Source organism: Ruegeria sp. BHSC043, from assembly GCF_059612985.1.
The window spans coordinates 1-19,260 of record NZ_JBXWRS010000012.1 but is presented as its reverse complement, the minus strand read 5'-3'; the positions used below and the strand labels follow the sequence as shown (position 1 = coordinate 19,260).

Annotated in this window: 17 protein-coding genes; 9 read left to right on the top strand and 8 right to left on the bottom strand. The window is 64.3% G+C overall.

The annotated features are described in order from the left end of the window. Positions 1-30 precede the first annotated feature (30 nt). Genes AC2FMM_RS15155 through AC2FMM_RS15135 form a run of 5 tightly spaced genes read left to right on the top strand, consistent with a single transcriptional unit; the run spans position 31 to position 4,529 of the window. Entirely contained in the window at positions 31-876 is an 846-nt protein-coding gene (locus AC2FMM_RS15155) for a carbohydrate ABC transporter permease (RefSeq protein ID WP_496797006.1), read from the top strand. Next, entirely contained in the window at positions 873-1,712 is an 840-nt protein-coding gene (locus AC2FMM_RS15150; protein ID WP_093963322.1) for a carbohydrate ABC transporter permease, read from the top strand. Before AC2FMM_RS15155 ends, AC2FMM_RS15150 begins: the two co-directional genes overlap by 4 nt. A gap of 21 nt (positions 1,713-1,733) precedes the next feature. Beyond that, on the top strand, positions 1,734-2,774 hold the full coding sequence (locus AC2FMM_RS15145) for an ABC transporter ATP-binding protein (protein ID WP_496797005.1): 1,041 nt from the start codon (positions 1,734-1,736) through the stop codon (positions 2,772-2,774). Positions 2,775-2,784: 10 nt separating this feature from the next. Continuing rightward, positions 2,785-4,062, top strand: coding sequence for an amylo-alpha-1,6-glucosidase (locus AC2FMM_RS15140; RefSeq protein WP_496797004.1), 1,278 nt, complete (start codon positions 2,785-2,787; stop codon positions 4,060-4,062). 44 nt (positions 4,063-4,106) lie between these two features. Next, positions 4,107-4,529, top strand: a complete 423-nt coding sequence (locus tag AC2FMM_RS15135) for a GNAT family N-acetyltransferase (protein WP_496797003.1) — start codon at positions 4,107-4,109, stop codon at positions 4,527-4,529. Positions 4,530-4,546: 17 nt separating this feature from the next. Here the strand turns inward: AC2FMM_RS15135 and AC2FMM_RS15130 are convergent, their stop codons facing one another. From AC2FMM_RS15130 to AC2FMM_RS15115, 4 genes are read right to left on the bottom strand one after another with little or no spacing between them, the layout of a single operon-like run. Continuing rightward, a complete protein-coding gene (locus AC2FMM_RS15130) occupies positions 4,547-5,530 on the bottom strand; it encodes a glycosyltransferase family 4 protein (protein WP_496797002.1) in 984 nt (327 codons plus the stop codon). 14 nt (positions 5,531-5,544) lie between these two features. Further along, positions 5,545-6,531: a glycosyltransferase family 2 protein gene (locus AC2FMM_RS15125; protein WP_480727647.1), complete on the bottom strand. Its 987-nt coding sequence runs from the start codon at positions 6,529-6,531 to the stop codon at positions 5,545-5,547. Between the two features lie 20 nt (positions 6,532-6,551). Next, positions 6,552-7,472: a glycosyltransferase family 2 protein gene (locus AC2FMM_RS15120; RefSeq protein WP_496797001.1), complete on the bottom strand. Its 921-nt coding sequence runs from the start codon at positions 7,470-7,472 to the stop codon at positions 6,552-6,554. Next, positions 7,469-8,707: an oligosaccharide flippase family protein gene (locus AC2FMM_RS15115; RefSeq protein WP_496797000.1), complete on the bottom strand. Its 1,239-nt coding sequence runs from the start codon at positions 8,705-8,707 to the stop codon at positions 7,469-7,471. The genes AC2FMM_RS15120 and AC2FMM_RS15115 overlap by 4 nt, the downstream gene beginning before the upstream one ends. 195 nt (positions 8,708-8,902) lie before the next feature. On the opposite strand from AC2FMM_RS15115, the gene AC2FMM_RS15110 reads away from it, so the two are divergent. Beyond that, a complete protein-coding gene (locus AC2FMM_RS15110) occupies positions 8,903-10,132 on the top strand; it encodes a polysaccharide biosynthesis/export family protein (protein ID WP_496685556.1) in 1,230 nt (409 codons plus the stop codon). On the opposite strand, the gene AC2FMM_RS15105 is transcribed toward AC2FMM_RS15110, so the two are convergent. The 4 genes from AC2FMM_RS15105 to AC2FMM_RS15090 form a co-directional block, all read right to left on the bottom strand. Continuing rightward, positions 10,122-12,575 carry a hybrid sensor histidine kinase/response regulator gene (locus AC2FMM_RS15105; RefSeq protein ID WP_496796999.1) on the bottom strand — a complete coding sequence of 818 codons (2,454 nt, stop codon included), beginning with the start codon at positions 12,573-12,575 and terminating at the stop codon, positions 10,122-10,124. The two genes, AC2FMM_RS15110 and AC2FMM_RS15105, sit on opposite strands and share 11 nt — an antisense overlap. Positions 12,576-12,741: 166 nt before the next feature. After that, positions 12,742-13,242 (bottom strand): putative pterin-binding protein, encoded by a 501-nt coding sequence (locus tag AC2FMM_RS15100; RefSeq protein WP_496796998.1) that lies wholly within the window; start codon positions 13,240-13,242, stop codon positions 12,742-12,744. 100 nt (positions 13,243-13,342) lie between these two features. Next, entirely contained in the window at positions 13,343-14,230 is an 888-nt protein-coding gene (locus AC2FMM_RS15095) for a UTP--glucose-1-phosphate uridylyltransferase (protein ID WP_496796997.1), read from the bottom strand. A 21-nt stretch (positions 14,231-14,251) separates the two neighbouring features. Further along, a complete protein-coding gene (locus tag AC2FMM_RS15090) occupies positions 14,252-15,625 on the bottom strand; it encodes a WecB/TagA/CpsF family glycosyltransferase (protein WP_496796996.1) in 1,374 nt (457 codons plus the stop codon). 253 nt (positions 15,626-15,878) lie between these two features. Here AC2FMM_RS15090 and AC2FMM_RS15085 point away from each other — a divergent pair, with 253 nt between their 5' ends. From AC2FMM_RS15085 to AC2FMM_RS15075, 3 genes are all read left to right on the top strand, one after another. Further along, positions 15,879-16,493: a response regulator transcription factor gene (locus AC2FMM_RS15085; protein WP_496742524.1), complete on the top strand. Its 615-nt coding sequence runs from the start codon at positions 15,879-15,881 to the stop codon at positions 16,491-16,493. Positions 16,494-16,608: 115 nt separating this feature from the next. After that, complete coding sequence (locus AC2FMM_RS15080; protein ID WP_496796995.1) at positions 16,609-18,090, top strand: GumC family protein; 1,482 nt, start codon at positions 16,609-16,611, stop codon at positions 18,088-18,090. Continuing rightward, on the top strand, positions 18,087-19,260 hold a 1,174-nt coding region (locus AC2FMM_RS15075; RefSeq protein WP_496796994.1), incomplete at its 3' end, for an O-antigen ligase domain-containing protein. The genes AC2FMM_RS15080 and AC2FMM_RS15075, both read left to right, overlap by 4 nt.

Here is a 19,260-nt window from a genome sequence, read left to right as displayed (position 1 = left end):
CGGAACTTCCGCAAGGAAAGGAGCGATCAGATGAACGCTCGTGTGTTGCCCTATGTGCTGATTCTGCCCGTGACGGCGTTTCTGTGTCTGTTCTTCCTGTATCCTTTCGTTCTGGTCGCCAAACAGGCCTTCAGCACCGGGGACGGATTCACGCTGGACAATTTCCGGCAGGTGGTCGGGTACTGGAAATTCCCGATCTCGTTGCAGAACACGCTGCTGCTGGCGGCGGCGGTTGTTCCAGTGCAACTGGCGGTGGCGTTGCTGATGGCCACCATGGTCAACAAGATGCAGCGCGGGCGCGATCTGGTGCTGTATGTGTGGACCATCCCGCTGGGTATCTCGGATCTGGCAGCGGGCATCATCTGGCTGGCAATCTTCGAACAGTCGGGTTTTTTGAACTCCATGCTTGCTGGGCTGGGCGTGGTGGACCGGCCGGTGAATTTCCTCAGCTATCAGCACCCCGGCGTGGTGTTCCTGGCCATCGCCCTGGCCGAGATCTGGCGCGCCACCGCGATCATGCTGGTGATCCTGGTGGCCGGGATCGGTCTGATCCCCAAGGAATATTACGAGGCGGCCGAGGTCTTTGGCGCCTCACCCTGGAAACGCTTCACCCGCATCACCCTGCCGCTGCTGCGCCCGTCGTTGCAGACGGCACTGGTGCTGCGCGTGATCCTGGCCTTCGAGGTGTTCGCCGTGGTGCTGGCCCTGGGGGGAACCCTGTTCCCCGTCCTCATGAGCGAAACCTACGCCTATCAGTTCGACCTGCTTGACAGCGGCGCGGCGGCGGCGATGGCGCTGATCATCCTCGCCATCTCGATCGGGTTCACCCTGATCATCCTGCGCGCCCTGCGTGTCCCGAAAGGAGCCACGATATGACGACCGTCACGACCGATGTCGCCGCGCCCGATACGCGCCGGGCCGGACGCTATGTCTACATCGCCGCGGTGGTGCTGCTGTGCGCCTGGGTGCTGGTGCCGCTATATTTCCTGCTGATCAACACGCTGTCTTCGCCGGAAACGGTGAACAGCTTTCCCAAGCCCTTCATCCCCGAATTCGACCTGGGGAGCCTGGGGTTCTTTGCGGGCTTCGCGGGCATCCTGACCGCACTCAAGAACTCGATCCTGGTGGCAGGGCTGACGATGATCATGTCGATCCTGATCGGCGCGCCGGCGGGCTATGCCCTGTCACGGTTCGACTTTCGCGGGAAAGAGGCGTTCCGCCTGCTGATCCTGCTGACCCGCGCCTTTCCGCTGCCGCTGCTGGCACTGCCCTTGGCGGTGATGTTCATCCAGACCGGGCTGGATGACACGGTATTCGGCCTGTCCCTTGTGCACACCACGCTGGCGCTCCCATTTGCGGTGCTGATCACCTTTTCGCTGTTTTCCGGCATCCCGCTGGAACTGGAAGAGGCCGCTTGGACGCTGGGTTGCACCCGGCTGACCGCCTTCACCAAGGTGGTGCTGCCGCTGATCCTGCCGGGGATCACGGCCTCGGCCATCTTCGCCTTCGTGATCTCTTGGAACGAGGTGTTTGCCGCCGCCGTCCTGACGATCGAGAACCGGACCCTGACGGCCTTTTTGCTGCAGAACCTCGACACCTCCCCGCTGCATCTGAAATTCGCGGGTGGTTTCATATTGGTCGTGCCGGCACTGATCTTCATCTTCGCCGTGCGCAAATACCTGTTCGCCATGTGGGGCATCGCCAACCGCTGACAGCCCCAAGGAGTTGGAATAATGGCAGAAATTCAAATAATAAATGTCGCGAAACGCTTTGGCAGCTATCAGGCGCTGCACGACATCAACCTGACCATCAAAGACCAGGAATTCATGGTTCTGCTGGGGGCCTCGGGCTGCGGCAAGACGACTTTGCTACGGATTATCGCCGGGCTGGAAACCGCGACCGAGGGCGAGGTTAGGATCGGCGGGCGCCGGGTGGATCACCTGCCGCCCAAGGATCGGGGCATCGCCATGGTATTCCAGAACTATGCCGTATTCCCGCATCTGACCGTTTTCGAAAACATCGGGTTCGGCCTGCGGATGCAGAAACTGCCCAATGACGAGGTCAAGCGCCGGGTCGAGCGCACGGCGGGTCTGATGCATATCGACCAGCTGCTGGGGCGCTATTCCGGCGAGCTGTCCGGCGGTCAGCGCCAGCGCGTCGCCGTGGCCCGCGCCCTGGCGATGGAGCCCGACGTGATCCTGATGGACGAGCCCCTGTCGAACCTGGACGCGCTGCTGCGGATGGAGATGCGGGCCGAGCTCAAAGGCGTTCTGGCCGAAAGCAACACCACCGCCATCTATGTCACCCACGACCAGGTCGAAGCCATGAGCATGGCCGACCGGATCAGCGTGATGCATCAGGGCAAGATCGTTCAGGCGGCCTCGCCGATCGAAGTCTACCGCAACCCGGCGGCCGAGTTCGTGGCCGGGTTCATCGGCAATCCGCCGATGAACTTCTTGCCCGCCACTCCGACCGGAGACGGTAAATGGACAGTCGCGGGCCAGATCCTCGACGGGCCGTCCCGGACCACGCCGCTGCATTTCGCCATCCGCCCCGAGGATCTGCGCCCGGCCGACACGGGCCTGGCCGCCACGGTCAAGGTGGTCGAACCGTTGGGCGCGCACCTTCTGGTCACCTGCAGCGTGGATGGCGCCTTGTTCCGCGCGGTTCTGGACAGCGATCTGAAAGTCCGCCGCGGCGACACCCTGACCCTGGCCCCGCAGCCAGACCGGGTGCGCTGGTTCGACCCCGAAACAACCCTGGCCGTAGCCTGAGGAGCGCGAAATGAAACAGGATCTGATCGAACAGGCCCGCACCGTTCTGACCCGTAATGACCGGGGCGACTACACGGTGCCCACCCACGGCCTCTATCCGTTCCAGTGGAACTGGGACAGCGCGCTCAGCGCCCTTGGGTTCTCGCATTTCGACGAAGCCCGCGCCTGGCGCGAGATCGAGACCTTGTTCCGGCATCAGTGGGATGACGGCATGGTGCCGCACATCATCTTTCACGAGATGAATGACGGCTATTTCCCGGGGCCGGACGTCTGGGCCACGGGCCACGCGGTTCCCACCTCGGGCATCACGCAACCGGCGGTGGCTGGGTTCGCCGTGCGGCGGATCCATGCGCGGGCGAAGAACCGGGCGCTGGCCGATGCGCAGGCCCGCGCCCTGCTGCCCAAGATTCATGCCTGGCACCAATGGTTCTACACGAACCGCGACCCGCAGGGCACCGGACTGGTCGCCATCATCCACCCGTGGGAATCGGGGCGCGACAATTCGGTCGATTGGGACGCGGCGCTGGCCCGGGTCCCGACCGAGGGCGTGGCCCCGTTCCAGCGTCGCGACGTAGCCCATGCCAACCCGGCGCACAGGCCGACTGATGAAGAATACCGCCGCTATATCTGGCTGGTACAACATTTCCGCGACCTTGGCTGGGATAATTCCAAGCTGCATGACGCCTCGCCGTTCCGGGTTGTCGATCCGGGTTTCAACGCGATCCTGATCCGCTCGTGCCTGGACTTGGCGGCGCTGGCCGACGACCTGGGCGAGGCCGAGATCGCAAGCGCTTCGCGCGCCTATGCGCAAGCGGGCATCGCGGCGATGGACGCCCTGTGGAGTGAGACCCGTGGGCAATATCTGTGCTTTGACCGGGTCACCGGGGAGCTGATTGACAGCCCTTCGATCGGCGGCTTGTTGGCGGCGTTCTGCTCCGTCCCCGAGCACCGCGCGCAGGCCATCGCCCAGCGGTTGGACGCCATCGGTGCCGCAGTCCCGTTTCTGGTGCCCAGCCACGACCCGGCGGCCCCGGAGTTCGACGGTCTGAGGTACTGGCGAGGCCCGGTCTGGCTGATCGTGAACTACATGATCGCCGATGGGCTCAAACGCGCGGGCCAGACCCGGATCGTGCAGCGGATCGTCGACGACAGCCTGCGCCTGATCGAGCAAAGCGGCTTTGCCGAGTATTACGACCCGGTCACCGCCGAACCCTGCGGCGGCAGCAGCTTTACCTGGACAGCCGCGATGGTGATCGAGATCTTGAACGCGGAAACTTCCCCGGCATGAGCGGTGCCGCACCGATCCCCACTCAACGGGCATGGGCCTGACCGATGGCGGGCCCGTCCATTGTTTTCGCCCCCGGGCAGGAGGACTGGGTCGAGCAAGCCCTTCTTGCGGAACTGCGGGCCACCGCGCCGCAAGGGGTCAATGACAGCATCACGCTGATTGCGCAGGACGGCGCCGGCCGGGTGGGCGGCCTGCATGGCGCAACCTCCTATGGGTGGCTGCTGATTAAGACCTTATGGATCGACCCGGCCCATCGACGCCGCGGTTTGGGCCGGCAGTTGCTGGACCACGCCTTTGCCGAGGCGCGCCGGCGCGGGTGTCATTCTGCGTGGCTGGACACATCCAACACGGCCGCCGCGCGGTTCTATGAGGCTTTGGGCTTCGAGCCCTTTGGTCACCTGGCCAACACGCCCACGCAAAGCCCGCCCGGACATTGCCGCTGGTTCTTGTGGCGCCCCTTGCCGTAGCCATCACCACGCCACCCTCAGAACCGTTTGGCCGGGTCGAACACCTGCTGCCACCGCTGTGCATAGCGGGATCTATCAGCCTTGGGCGCAAGGGCAGGAACCACCGGCGGCGTACCCGCCAGAACCGCCTCGATCGATTTGCGCCACGCCTTGGGATCGGACCCGCACGGGATCACGCCGCTTGCCCCGATCCGGTCGCGCAGACCGTCGACCATGCTGACGATGACCGGACGCCGCGCCGCGCGCGCCTCATCCGCCACCAACCCATAGGCCTCCCACCGCGAGGGCATCGCCACCACGTCCACGGTCCGATAGGCTTCGGCTGGGTCGTCGGCGTGGCCACGAAACTCAATCCGCTGGTCGCCTGCGGCCAAGGCCACAAGGCGGTCGCGCTGGCTGCCCTCACCAAAGATCACAAGCCGCGCATCGGGGTTGGGGCACATACGAAACCCTTCGATCAGAAGATCGAAGCCTTTCTGCGGCTCGAGCCGTCCGATCGCACCGATGACCCGGGCCACCTCGACCGGCCCGGCTGCGCGGGCAACAGCGCTTAGGTCAACCTGGGGCGAAATCACACTCAGCTTGGATGCGGGGGTCAACCGCCGTTCAGCCATCCAACCGGCCTGCGCCTTGCTGACGGCGATGACCTGATCGAACAACGAATAGGTCACGCGCAGCATCGCAAAGAACCGCCGCTTGTGCGGCACGTTCAAGGCGGTGAAAGACCGGGTATAGCTGTGCTCGACATGCACCAGCCGCGTGGTGGGATGCATCGCCCGCAAGGCCGAGAAGGCCGGCAGGCAGCGCCAGCCGGGGGCGATGTGGCACACGATGACATTGGCGTCGAAACTGCCCCAGCTGAAGGCGGTCCGCTTGACCGGGCGAACCTCTTGGTGGACTTCGCCGGCCAGTTCGGGCAGCTGCGCAAGATGGTCGAGCATACGCATGACTCCGCCGGCCGTGGTGTCATCAACAAGGTGAAGAACGGTGATCTTGGACATTTGAAAACCTCGGTTCAGATGGAAGTCTGGCGGCGCATGAGGCGACCGGCTTGAACAACAGGCGCTGGCCCGACCGCGCGCAGGGCTGCGGCTGCGATGATGGTGGTCAACGTTTTGGCGGGTTCTTCGATCAGGGGTCGGGCGCTGGTTGAAACCGACCGCTGCGCAAGCTCCCAAGCCTTGTGCGGATCCAGATTGCTGACTGCGCGGCGCGCAAGATAGCGCAGCTGATAGGCGCGCGCCGCCGCCTCGTGCCGGGCAAAGAATTCGGGGTTCAGCGGACGCAGCTTGTCGACCATCCGCTCCCACGCCTGCAACTGCCGGTCCAAAGCCGCCGACAGGCCGGTCGCGTGGATCCGGTAGCGGGTCAGCAACCCTGGTACGCCTGCGATTTGCCAATCCGTCGTCAGCATCAGCCGCAGCCAGCATTCGATGTCCTCGGATTGGCGGAAGGTTTCGTCGAAGACCCAGTCGCGCTTGGACTCGAACGCCGGACGGTAGGCCAGATCGAGCAAGGCGGATTTGCGCATCACCGCTGCCGATCCATTGCCGATCGGGTTGCGTTTCAGGACATGTGCCGCCGTTACGTCCCGCAGGCGCGGCGACTGGCGGACGCGCATCAGCCGACCACCCTCGTCAATCATGGCACTGCCGGAATAGCTGATCGCAAGGTCGGGTTCGGCCTGCAGGTGGCGCACATGGGTGGCCAGCTTTTCGGGCAGCCACAAGTCGTCGGCGTCGCAGAAGCCAACGAACTCTCCCCGCGCGGCCGCGATGCCGGTATTGCGCGCCCCGGCCAAGCCACGGTTTTCCTGCCGGATCACCCGCACTTTTGGGTCGGTCGCATGGGCGCGGGCAATGGCCCGGGTTTCGTCTTGCGAGCCGTCATCCACGATGATGATCTCGAAATCGTCATGGGTCTGCGACAGAAGCGAGGCCAGAGTCTCGGCGAGGGTCGCGGCGGTGTTGTAGGCGGGAACAATAATGGATGCCTGGGGCATTTTGGGTCTCCTGGTTGGGATCAGCGGGCAAACAGCGCCTGACGGATCGGGCGGGGCAGGGCGGGGGCCAGTGCCGCGCCAAGTGCAGTGGGCACACCGCGCCGAATGGGGTTGAGAAAGCTGCGCGCACTCAGCGCCAGACCGGCGCGGGCATAGGCGCGGGCCATCGACGGTTCTGCCCCCAGACGCAGCGCGCGGCGGGCCAGATACCGCATGTAAATCGCCTCAGATGCAGGCGATGGTGAAACGCCATAGCGGGCCGCCGTTGCAACCGCCCTTGCGCGCCCGGCCCGCATCGCCTCGAGGTCCGAAGACAGACCGCTGCCGCTGGTCCGGTACCAGACCTGCAGGCGATCGACGCCGATGATCACGTGGCCGTCGCCTGCCAAGCGGATCAGCAGCTCGAGATCCTCGTTGTGGACCGCAGCCGGGTTCAGTCCGCCGACAGCAGCGAACACCTGGCGGCGCACTGCAAGGTTCGACATCGTGCACACCGCATTTTCCGCCAGCAGGTCTGGAATGGTCAGGGGATCGGTGGGAACCGTTGAGCGCGTCGGACAATCGCCGGGGGTTTCGGAAAAGAACCCGATCTGGCCAAAGGCCGCATCAATGCTGGTATCTGCAAACAACCGGTCCAATTGGGCCAGCTTGTCGGTGACCCACAGGTCATCCGCGTCGCAGAACGCGAGGATGTCGCCGGTGGCCACTGCCGCACCATGGTTGCGCGCAGAGCTGGGGCCGCGATTGGGGTTGGCCTCAACCCGCATCCGGGCGTCGCGCGCGCAAAATTGCCGGACAACTTCGGTCGTCTGGCGCGAGGGCTTGTCGCCCACGCAGATGAGTTCGAAATCCGCAAAGCTCTGCCCCAGCAGGCTATTCAGGGTGGCGGCAATGGTTGCCGCATCATTGTGGAAGGGAACGATGATGGAAAACCGGGTCATTGGGCGCGCGCCTCCTGAGTGATTGCAGAACCCCGCGGCAGCAGCGTCCAGGAAGCGGCCAGCATGATGGCGCTGCAGGTGCAGACGTACCCGACGGCGACGGGCATCAGGCCGAGCGGCGCCATCAGGGCCGTGTTGGCGATCAGACCCACGGCCAGAACCGTGCTGACCCGTAATTCGGCGACGGGGCGGTTTTCCGACCGCAGCCACCCGGCGACCGCCGACCAGATCACCGTCGGCAGGGCCGCAAGGCACAGAACCGATACCACCGGGGCGATTTCGGCCCAGCCCTGTCCCAGCAGCAGCGGCACATAGACCGGGGCCAGTGCCGCCTGCAGCAAAACCAGCGGCGTCAGGATCAGCAGCGACAGGCCCAGCCCGTGGCGCAGCGCCCCGTGCTTGTCCTCGGCCGCGCACAGATGCGGGAACAGAACGACCGAGAAGGCTTGCGTGAACGAAGTGGCCAGCCCAAGGCCCGCATTGAAGGCCATGAAATAAATGCCAAGCGCCTCAGCGCCCATCATTGCGCCCACCACCAGCTTGTCTGCCTGCAGGCGCAGAACCTTGACCAGTTCGACGCCCAGAACGGCCCAGCCGTAGACCGCGAAAGGTTTCAAGGCTGCAAACCCGGCCCGACGATCAGGCGACCACCGACGCAGGCGGCGCATCAGCACCAGCCAGACAGGTGCAGTCAGCAGGCGCGGCAGAACCAATGCCAGAGGCGAGGCCCAGACTACCGCAAGCAGCGCCGTCAGGGCATTGGCCCCCACGACTTGCCCGCCGGCGATCGCGGCGGTCTGCTGCAGCTTGCCCTCGCGCATTGCCAGTGCGGCCTGAACCAAGCCCGCCGGCATGAACAGGTATTCCCCGGCCAGCACCGCCAACAGCATCGCCAGCATCGTGTGGCCCATGGCGAACAGCGCCGCCGCGACAGCCAGTTGCAGCAGGCACAGCCCCGCGCACCAGACCCAGAAGATGCGGTGCGCCGTGTTGCACCGCTGCGCCAGCTCCTCGGGCGGGGCCTGAATGATACGCTGGTTCACCCCAGTCTCGGTCAGCGCCTTGAGGATGTCGCCCGCCGCCAGAGCCGCTGCGGCCAGACCGATCGCTTCGGGGCTCAGGGTACGGGCAACGGCCACCACGACGACCAGCCGCGACGCCTTGGCCGCCACTTCGGAGGCGGTATAAGCCAACAGGTGCCGCAGAAAACCGGAATGTGCAAAGCTGTGCGTCATGACGCCGTGATCCCGAAAAACAGTTGTTGGTTCCGTTTTACGGGTGGCCAAGGTCTGTGTCCCGGACGCGGTCGGACGGGGCAGAGGACCGTTCGGAGAGGGACCTATCCGAATGGGACAAGCCGTCATCCCGATGCCGGACTGACGCAGGCCGCGCGGCGGGGTTTATCTTCTGTGACAGATCAGGAGATGAAAATGACCATGAGTTTCAAGACTTTCCTTATTACGGCGGTCAGCGCCTCGACCCTGCTGGGGTGCAGCAGCATGCAGACCCCCCGCAACATCGAAGCCGTATCACGCGGCGAAAGCTATCAGGCGCAATACCGCGAACCCGGACGTCGGCGGGGCGACACGCCATTGTTGCAAGCCGCCGCGATGAACGGCCAGACCTGCATGCCGCAGGCCGGCGACCAGGGCGCACGTGCCTATGCGAAATGGTCTCAACCAGCGCTCAGCCCCTTGTTGGGCGAGAAACTCTCGCGCAACGACATGGTCCAGATCACCATCGAAGGGGATGATCTGCTGAGCGACGCATATGTCGTTTCGCGTGACGGAGACCTCAAGCTGCCCTACCTGCCACCCGTGCGCGCCCAGGGCCGCACCACCGAGCAGGTCGAACAAGAGGTGGCCCGCGTTCTGGTTGCGGCCCAGTTCTATGACGCCGAACCCCGCGTAACCGTGAGGGTCAGCGATTTTGCCTCGGTGACCGTGGGTGTGCGCGGCGCGGTGTTCGAGCCGCACTCGGTCGAGATCGGCGGTGTTCCGGGCGATTCCCTCGACCGTCGGCGCCAGGGCGCGCTGGGGGCCTCGACCGAAGGGCGCAACCTGTCGGTGGCGCTGCGGGCCGCGGGCGGGGTGCGGCCGGATGCCGATCTTTCGGCGGTCGAGCTGCACCGTCAGGGGCGCATCTATCGCATGGATCTGCGCGGCGTGTTCGAAGGATCGGACCCGACCGACATCATGCTGCTGACCGGCGACCAGATCGTGGTCAACAGTCGCGGGTGCTTCCAGGACGCGCTGATGCGCCCCAGCCCGATCAGCCCGCCCGGCGTGACGCTTTACATGTCGAACCTGACCCAACCGGCCGCGGGCAACGCCCAGTCCGCCATCGGGCGCGACGTGCGCGAGGTGCCGTATGGCACCCGGTTCCTGCAAGCCGTGGTCGACAGCAACTGCGTCGGCGGGTCGAAGACGACAAACGCTAACCGCAGCGCAGTGCTGTTCACGCGCAACCCCGTGACCGGATCCTCGGTCGTGATCGAGCGCAATATAGAAAAGCTGCTGCGTCGCGGAGACCGCGACGACTACGATCCCTATGTTCTGCCGGGTGATGCCGTTGCCTGTTACGACAGCAAGGTCACCGGAGTTACCGAAATCGCCCGGTCGCTGGGCATCGTCGGGGCCGCGGTTCTGCTCAGCCCTTGACCGCACCGGGGGCGGGCAGCGCAGCTTTTGCCCGCTCCCATACTGTGGGCAGACCGCACAACAGGTCAGTGACTTGCTGACGGTCTGCGGATTTTGCGGCCATCTCGACTGCAATCAGCGCATCACGGAACCCAATCGCACCAAAGGTCGCCGCGCTTCCCGCCAGCCTGTGACACTCCTGCGCGACCTGGTGCAGATCGGCTTCACCGGCCTCCAACTGGGCAAGTTGCGCGACGATGGCATCCCCTTCGGACAGGTATTTGGCAAGCAGCTTATCAAACACGTCGGCGCCAAGGCTGGCGCGCAGATCGCCGATGTGATCCGCTTCGTCCTCGGGCTGGATCAAAGCGTCGGGTTCGGTGACCGCCCTCAGGGCCTTGCGCAAGGCATCCAGGGCAATCGGCTTGCCGACAAAGGCCGTCATCCCGGCGGAGCTAAACTCGTCGACCGCATAAGGCAGCACGTTGGCCGAAACGGCAATGATCGGTATGTCCGCCGAAGGCCCTCCCCCGCTGCGGATGTGGCGCGTCGCAGTCGGGCCGTCCATGACCGGCATGCTGATATCCATCAGGATCACGTCGAATCGATGCGCTGCCGCCGCGTCCACGCCCAGTTGACCGTTCTGGGCAACCGTCACCCGGTGGCCGTCCAGTTTCAGCATGTTGCAGATCACCTCGCGGTTGATCTCGTTGTCCTCGACCACCAGCACGTCCAACGGCTGGGCGTGCTGAACCTCTGGCTGGTCGCTGTCAACGTTGGCGTCCAATTCCGCGTCCTGCAGCGGCAGGCAAACCCAGAACACGCTGCCCTCGCCGGGCGTGCTTTCGACGCCGATCTCTCCGCCCATGGCCTGAGCAAACCGACGTGCGATGCCCAGTCCCAGACCGCTGCCCCCGGTGGCTCGACCGATGGTTGGATCACTGGTGTGGAAATCATCAAAGATCACGTCGACCTCATCCGAGCCAATACCGTTGCCCGTGTCGATGATGCGGAATTCAAAGATGTTGACCCCCGCAGAGGGGCCAGGCTCGGTCACTTCGACCTCGATCGAAATCCGGCCGTTTTCGGTGAACTTGACGGCATTGCCGACAAGGTTCAGAAGAATCTGCCGCAACCTTTGGGCATCGGCGGCGACGCAGGGGCGCGCCTCGCCCACCCATTGCCAAGAGATAGAGTTCCCCCGCGATGCGGCGTTGCCGCTTTGACCGTCCACAATCTCTTGCAGGATGTCGTTCAGGTCGGTGGGCTGCAACGCGACCGACAGTTTCCCGGCCTCGAACCGGGCGATGTCCAGAACGGAGTCGACGTGGCTCAGGAGGATCTGGCCCGAGATTTCCATGTTCTCGACGAACCGCGCCTGTTCGCGGGTGGTGCGGGTGTTCTTCAACAGCGTGAGGTTGCCCAGCAGCCCGTTCAGCGGCGTGCGGATTTCGTGGCTCATCACGGTCAGGAAATCGGCCTTGGCCTTTTCACCGGCCAGGGCTTGGTCGCGGGCATGGATCAGTTCCTGCTGCGCCGCCACCCGCTGCGAGATGTCACGGACAAAGCCAATGATGATTTCCTGATCACCCGCCCGGGCCGATTGCAGCGCCAGTTCGACCTGGAACTGCTCGCCATCCGCGCGCATCGCCTCCAACTGGACCCGCCCCTTACCGACGACATGCCGTTCTCCACCAGCCTGCATACGTTCCATGCCGGCACGATGAGCCGCGCGCAGATGCGGCGGCACGATCAGGTCACCAATCGCGCGACCCCGTGCCTGATCTGCCGTATAGCCGAATATTGCCTCGGCAGCTGGGTTGAACTCGATCACGTCGCCCTTGGAATCGACCACGATCACCGCGTCCAACGAGGTGGAGAGGATCGTGTTCATCCGTTCATTCGCCTGCCGCAGCGCCCTGCCGCGGCGCGTAGCGCGCTGGTTGACCACCAGAAGATAGGCGCTGACGGCACCCAAGGTCAGAAGCAAGGCTCCCGACAGAATCGCCAATCGCAGAAGATTTGCGGCGGTCTGGGTGCGCTGCTGGTCCGACTCGGTGGCAAAATACGAGATGCCCGAAACGGCCAACGTGCGGACATGCGGACCGATCTCAAGGGCGGCGCGTTTCAGATCGTCCAGTTGTTCGGCCAGCTCCGCATCCGGCCCGTCGATCAACGGGATTGCGGCGTTCAGGTGCTGGGTCACCCGCTCCAACGGCAAGCGGAACCGGTCATCCTGGCGCAACGGTTGAAACACACGGGATTGTGCCAGCGTATCGACACGGCTGTAGAACAGGTCGAACCGCCGGCGCACCAGATCCAATGTGCCATGTTCCGCGTCCTGGGCCGCCGACGCAGTTTCCAGAGCGTTCAGGTAGGACAGATAGTCAACCTCGACCTGCGACAGCGTCCATTGGACATTGTCCGAAGGCGCCGCCCGCCGGTCGTTGAAATCTGTAAACACCTGCGCTGACAGCCACGCTACCGCGACCAGACCTAACAAAACGCCAAAGCCGATGAGCCCGAAGACCCATCGGCGTCGCAAAATGTGCGTGCCGGTACCGCTCAACCCGAGCCCCATCGATAGTTCACTGCGCTTTACTCATTACTGCACTCGGTCCGGTTGCAAGCTATTTAACGACCTCGAGGCGATCGAGTTGCCAAATGCTGCGCGAATAGGTCACCTCGGTCTGGTATTTCGGGTCGCTGTCATAGGGGTAGACGATCCACAGCGGGCCCTTCTCCCGGCGCGACATCTCGGCGCCGTCCATCTCATAAGCCACGATCGGGTCGCTGTCGGTGACTGAGTCTATCGGGATTTCAACCGCATAGTCGTTGATCGCCGTGGCGCGGATCATGCGGCCATCTGCACCGACAGCCTCCAGCAGGACCGACAACGGCACGCCGACAAAGGAGTTCTCACCTTCGGTCCAGATCGTCGAGGTCGCAAAAGTCCGCGCGGGCAAGGCTTTCAACATGTCCATGTCGAACCGCGCTCCGTCCTCGGCTCCGGGCCGAGTCAGGTTGCCGGTGATCGTCAGAACCACCTCTCCGGTGGGTTCGGCCAGATCCTTAGCCTGTGCCTGGCCCAAGGTCAGAACCATTGCCAGAGCTGCAAGTAAAATCCGCATGTCATTCTCCTAGTGTCCATCTGCACAAGATCAGAAAGCGTGGCAGGGCAACAGACGGGCATCGGGATAAGCACCTATCCGAACGGATAGGTGCCCTTCGCTACGCGGCCGGGCGCAGGTGGCCCATGCGCTGCGCCATGATCCGCTCAAACTCTTCGCGCAGCTCTGACCGCTGCAGGGCAAAGACCGCGGTGGCCTCAAGATACCCGGCGACCGAGCCGCAGTCGAAGCGTTCACCCGAGAAGGCATAGCCCGAGCAGCCAGCGGTTTCGATATCCGCAGCGATGGCGTCGGTCAGCTGAATTTCATTTCCCGCACCCGGTGCCTGGCCGGCCAGACGACCAAAGATCGACGGCTGCAGGATATACCGCCCGACGATGCCGAAATTCGACGGCGCCTGCTCGGGGTTGGGCTTTTCAACCAAGCCGCGCAGGCTCTGCACACGCCCGGCCTGCAGAGCGATATCGACCACCCCGTAGGACCCGATCCTGTCGGACGGCACGGATTGGGTCGCAACCATGTGGCCGTTTTGGTCACAATAGCTTTGGACCATCTGTGCCAAGGCTGGGCGTCGGGCGCTGATGACGTCATCGGGCAGGATCACGGCAAACGGCTCGTTGCCCACACATTCGCGCGCCAGCGACACAGCATGGCCCAATCCACGGGGCGCGTCCTGCCGGACAAAGCAGTATTTGCCATCCACCAGCTCGGCGCAGCGCAGGTTGTTCAACAACTCGGTTTTACCACCATCCTTCAACTTGCGTTCAAGCGCCGTATTCCGCCCAAAATAGGCCTCCAGCGCGGTTTTTTCGGGCGACGTAATGAAGATGAACTCTTCAATCCCGGCCGCGCGCGCCTCGTCGACGGCATATTGGATCAGCGGGCGGTCGATCAGCGGCAGCATTTCCTTGGCCACGGTCTTGGTCGCGGGCAGAAACCTTGTGCCCAGTCCGGCGACGGGAAAGACGGCTTTGCGAATCTTGGTCATATCAATTCTCCTTGGGTTTTCTCAGTAGGCGCCGCGGCCGGACACGACGGCCCGCACGGTCATGGCAATCAGCATCAGATCCAGAAGGGCCGAGCGGGACCGCACATAGGCCGTGTCCAGGTCAATCATCCGGTCGAAGTCGATGGCGGCCCGGCCCGACACCTGCCACAGGCCGGTGATCCCGGGGCGGACGGCCAGGCGTTCAAGCGCGCGCGGCGGGTATTTGGCGACCTCCTCAGGCAGGGCAGGGCGCGGTCCGACGATCGACATGTCGCCCTTGAGGACGTTGAGGATCTGCGGCAGCTCATCCAGCGAGAAGCGGCGCAGAAGCTTGCCCACCCGTGTCACACGCGGATCTTGACGTGCCTTGAAGCACACGCCTGCGCGGTCGGACTGCGCCAGCAGGCTGGCCCGTTGTGCTTCGGCGTCGGTGGTCATCGAGCGGAACTTGTAGACGGTGAAGGGAACCCCGTTCCTGCCCACTCGCGTCTGCCGGAACAGGACCGGGCCGCGGCTGTCCAACCGGACAAGCGCGGCAATTGCCAGCATTGGAAGGGCCAGAACCGTCATGGCCGCCAGCGCAACGGTCAGGTCAAGACTACGGCTGGGCGTCAGCCCGCCGAGAGCCTGGGCGACGCACCGTCCCAGAAATTCGAAATTTCCGATCAGATAGCGGCGGGCCATGCGGCGCGGCTCCATCGCCAGCCGCCACGCCCATTCCATCCGGGCCCGCCGCACGATCCCGGGGGCCCGCCGGACGTTGCCCGCCAGAAAGTCGAACAACGCGCCGACACCCAGCACCAGGTTTGGGTTCAGCCGTGCGCGGTGCCGCGTAATCCACAGTTCTTGCAGCGGAACGCCCATCGCCACCAGCAGGATATCTGCGCCGGACTGGTTGATCTCGTCCAAGGCTACGTCCGCCCGTTCGATGCCCCCAAACCCGTCGCGGGAACCGGCAATCCTAAGGCCGGGCGCCATGTCTTGCAGGCGCGCTGCTGCGGCCTGTGCGGTGCCGGGCGTTCCGCCCAGCAGATAGACCGACTGGCCCAGCTTGGCCGCGCGCAGGACCAGGCGCGGGACAAAGTCGGTTCCGTTCAGGTTCTCGGCCAGGCGTTCGCCCTGCATCGAGGCAGCAAGCTCGACCCCGATCCCGTCGGGCAGGACGAGGTCGGCTTGCGTCAGGGCTGCTCGATATTGGTCATCCTTTGCCCGGACATTCGCGCAATGCGCATTCAGGAAAAAAACGGTTCGGCGGTGACCGTCCAAAAGCGTGTTGATGACCGGCCCTGATTCTGCATTCACCACCGGCTGCCCAAGGATTTCGGTGATCGGCAGCGCGGTGCCGGGCGTGGTGTGTGCGCCGTCGAAAAGGGCGTTTGCGGCTTGGAAGTGCATGGAACTCTCCGAACATGAATTGAACTCTTGCCCTAAACCTGTCCGCGGTGTCGGCACCGGTACAGACGAGCATCAGGAGAGTTGGCGGAGAAATCGGCTGATCGGCACGGCCCGGATGCGGCACCGCCCGGAAATCCGGCCAGTTGCTCCTATCCGATCGGGTATCTGCCTGTCCGTTCGGTAGGCTTCACCGCCGATCATCAATGCTTTATTAACCTTTTCAGGTCTGGATGGAGGCACATGGAGTTCATTGATGAAAGTTCTTATCGCCGACGATCACGATCTGGTTCTGGACACGCTTGTCGCCTTCATTGAGGCCACGGGCGGGATCGAACCCACCACCGCGCCGGATTTTGCGACCGCAAAGGCCAAGATCGAATCCGAGGGTCCGTTTGATCTGGTTCTGCTGGATCTGAATATGCCGGGCATGAACGGGCTGAGTGGGCTGGAAACCTGCATTGGCATGGATCGGGCGCGGCATGTGGCGCTGTTCACCGGCGATGCCTCGCGCGGTCTGGCCGAACGTGCGCTCGAACTGGGGGCCGCCGGGTTCGTGCCCAAGACCCTTCCGGCCAAGTCGCTGGTAAACGCCATCCGTTTCATGGCCATGGGTGAGCAATATCTGCCCGTCGGTTTCATGAGCGCCGAGCAGCCGAACGACACCCATCCGATGGCCAAAAAACTGACCGAGCGCGAGCGCCAGGTCCTCAAGGGTCTGACCGAGGGCAAGTCGAACAAGGAGATCGCCCGCGATCTGGACCTGTCCGAGCCGACGATCAAGCTGCATGTGAAAACGCTGTACCGCAAAGTGGGTGTCAGCAACCGGACCCAGGCCGCAATGGCCGCGCGCGAGGCGGGCCTGTTCTGACCCACGCCCATCCTTTCGGATAGTGGGCCTGTCCCAACCCGCCCCAGTCTAACCCATTGCGCAGCGGACAGCCCATGCCGTCCCGGTCTATCACTTCTTTGAGAGAGGATGTGATATGCCGAACCAGATTTCCGACAACCATCAGCCCCTTGCGCCCAACCGTTCCTGGGACTGGGCGCGTATAAGCCGCAGCGACATCCGGTCTCTGGGTTGGCGGCGCGTCCTCAAGGGTGGGCGGTTGACCGATGCCGGACGATTGCCGCGATATGTTGCGCTTTTTCTTCTGGGGTCCAGCTGCATCTGGGCCCCGATCAGCGGGTATCTGGCAACCGCGCCGGTCAAATACGCATCCCACGCCTCGTTGATCCTGCCGGGATCGGGCGCGTCGGCCTCGGTCAATCTGGCAAATATCGGGCAGGCCTCGTCCTACGCCAATTCAGCCTTTGCCAACGGGTCGATCAGCCCCACCGAAACCTACAAGCGCCTGCTGTCTGCGGATCGCATCCTGGATGCGGCGGCGCGCGCCGTCGGCGCGGAACGCGATGCGTTCGGCAAGCCGCGCATCCGCCTGGTGGACCAGACCAGCCTGATCCATATCGAAATGGAGGCCGCCAGCCCGGGGGACGCGCAACGCCACGGCGATGCCCTTGTCGCTGCGTTCTTTGCCGAGATCGACGCCTTGCGCGCGGACGAAATCGCCACGCGCGAAGCCAGCAACAGCGGCGCAATCGAAGACTATCAGCGCTCGGTTCGTGAAACCCGCGCTGCGATCGAGCAGTTGCAGCGGCAGAGTGGGCTGCTCTCTGCCGCCCAATACCGTGAGCAGGTGGCCGCCACTGACCGTGCGCGCCAAACGCTGCGGGCCGAGGAAAGCACGCTGGCCCGCCAGGCCGAGCGCGTCGCGGCGCTTGAAGTGGCGCTGGATCTGCCTCCGGATGCCGCTGCGGTGACGCTAAAGCTGTACGCCGACGCGCAATACATATCGCTGCTCAAGGATGTCTCGGCCGGCGCGGCCAAGCTGGCGCAGGCCGATGCCAATTACGGGCCGCGCCATCCGGTCTATCGCGCAGCGCGGGAGGAATATGAAGGCGCACGAAAGGTTGCCGTCCAACGCGCGGCCGAGGTGACCGGCCTGTCGGTCGAGCAGCTTTCGGGTCTGGACCGCGCCCCCGAGGGAGAGCGCGCGCAGTTGCTCAGCGAGCTTGTCCGCGAAAACGCCCTGCGCGCGGGGCAGGAGAAGCATGTAAAAACCCTCGCCGCACAGGTCGCGGCCGAAACTTCGCGCCTGTCCGCGCTGGCGCCGGTGGCCGCCGAACTTGAAGACCGTCAAAGGGATTTTGCCGTGGCCGAAGCCGTTTTTGCCTCGGCCATCGCCCGGTCGGAATCGAAAAAGACCGATGTCTATGCCTCGTACCCGCTGATCCAGGTGCTGGAAAATCCGTCGCTGCCGGACCGGCCGTCTTCACCCAACAAGAAGCTGTCGATCGCGGCCGGGATTGCCGCCACGTTGATGCTTCTGATCGGGCTGACGCTGGCATGGGTCCGTAACCCGCTGATCTCGCGGCTGTTGAAAGACACAGGCGAGAACAAGGCATGACCCAGGCCGAGCCGCAGAACCCGGCCGAGCGGCTTGTCTGGTGCGCGCTGGTCTGGACATGGCCGTTCTATGCCATCGGCGCGCTCTATGTCGTGGGGCCGGTGCTGGGATGGTCCTTGGCGGGGTTGGCGGCGCTGGCCCTGTATCTGGGGCCGGCGATCCGTCCGGATCTGCGGGCCACCGGGCCGGTTCCGGCGCTGGCTTGGCTATGGATGGCCGGCATGCTGTTGATGCTGTGTGCACTGTGGGCCGGCCATCTGGATTGGGGGCTGGGGCTGAGCAAGACTATCAAATCCTCGATCGGCTGGGCCAAGGGCTGGGCGCTTATTCCATTGTTCATCCTGGCCGGGGCCGTGCTGCCGATCCGGCGCGAGGTTCTGGTGCGGGGCCAGTGCAAGCTGGGGCTGTGGACCCTGTGCCTTGCGCCCCCGCTGTTGGCGGCACCTTATCTGGGCCTGCCCAGCCAGATCTTCACCTCACCGCTGAAGGCGGTCGGTGGGCCGGGGCCCGAGTATTTCTCAGTCTATCTCTACACGATCGACCCGGCCAGTTGGACGCCCAGGTGGCAGTTCTTCGCGCCCTGGTCGCCATTTGCCGCCCTGCTGGGGGTATGCATGGTCCTGTTCGCACTCGAAGAACGGCACCGGGGATGGATGGCCGTCGGGCTGAGCGCGGGTATTCTCATGATCTTTGCGTCGAAATCCCGCATGGGGCTGGTCGGGCTGGTGGCCTGCACACTGGGGCCGCGCCTTTTGCCGCTGGTGGCGCGCAGCGTGGGATGGTTTCTGGTGTCGGCCGTAGCGACGGCGTCCGCGGCGTGGGGGGCCGCCGCGATCGATCTCGGCAATCAGGCGCTGCAGAATTTCAAATCGGCGCGCGCCGACAGCACCCGCGTGCGCGAAACCCTGCAACGCATCGCCTATGAACGCTGGCAGTCCGACGCGGTGCTGTTTGGTCACGGAACGGTTCAGCCCGGTGCGCATTTGGTCGAATACATGCCCATCGGAAGCCACCACACCTGGTACGGCCTTCTGTTCGTTAAAGGCATCACCGGTTTCGTGGCGTTTCTTGTCCCCTTCGCCGTGCATTTCGGCGCGGTGATCACCGACGCGGTCCGGTCGGCGCGCGGGCGGCTGCCGCTGGGCCTGCTGATGACCCTGCTTCTGCTGA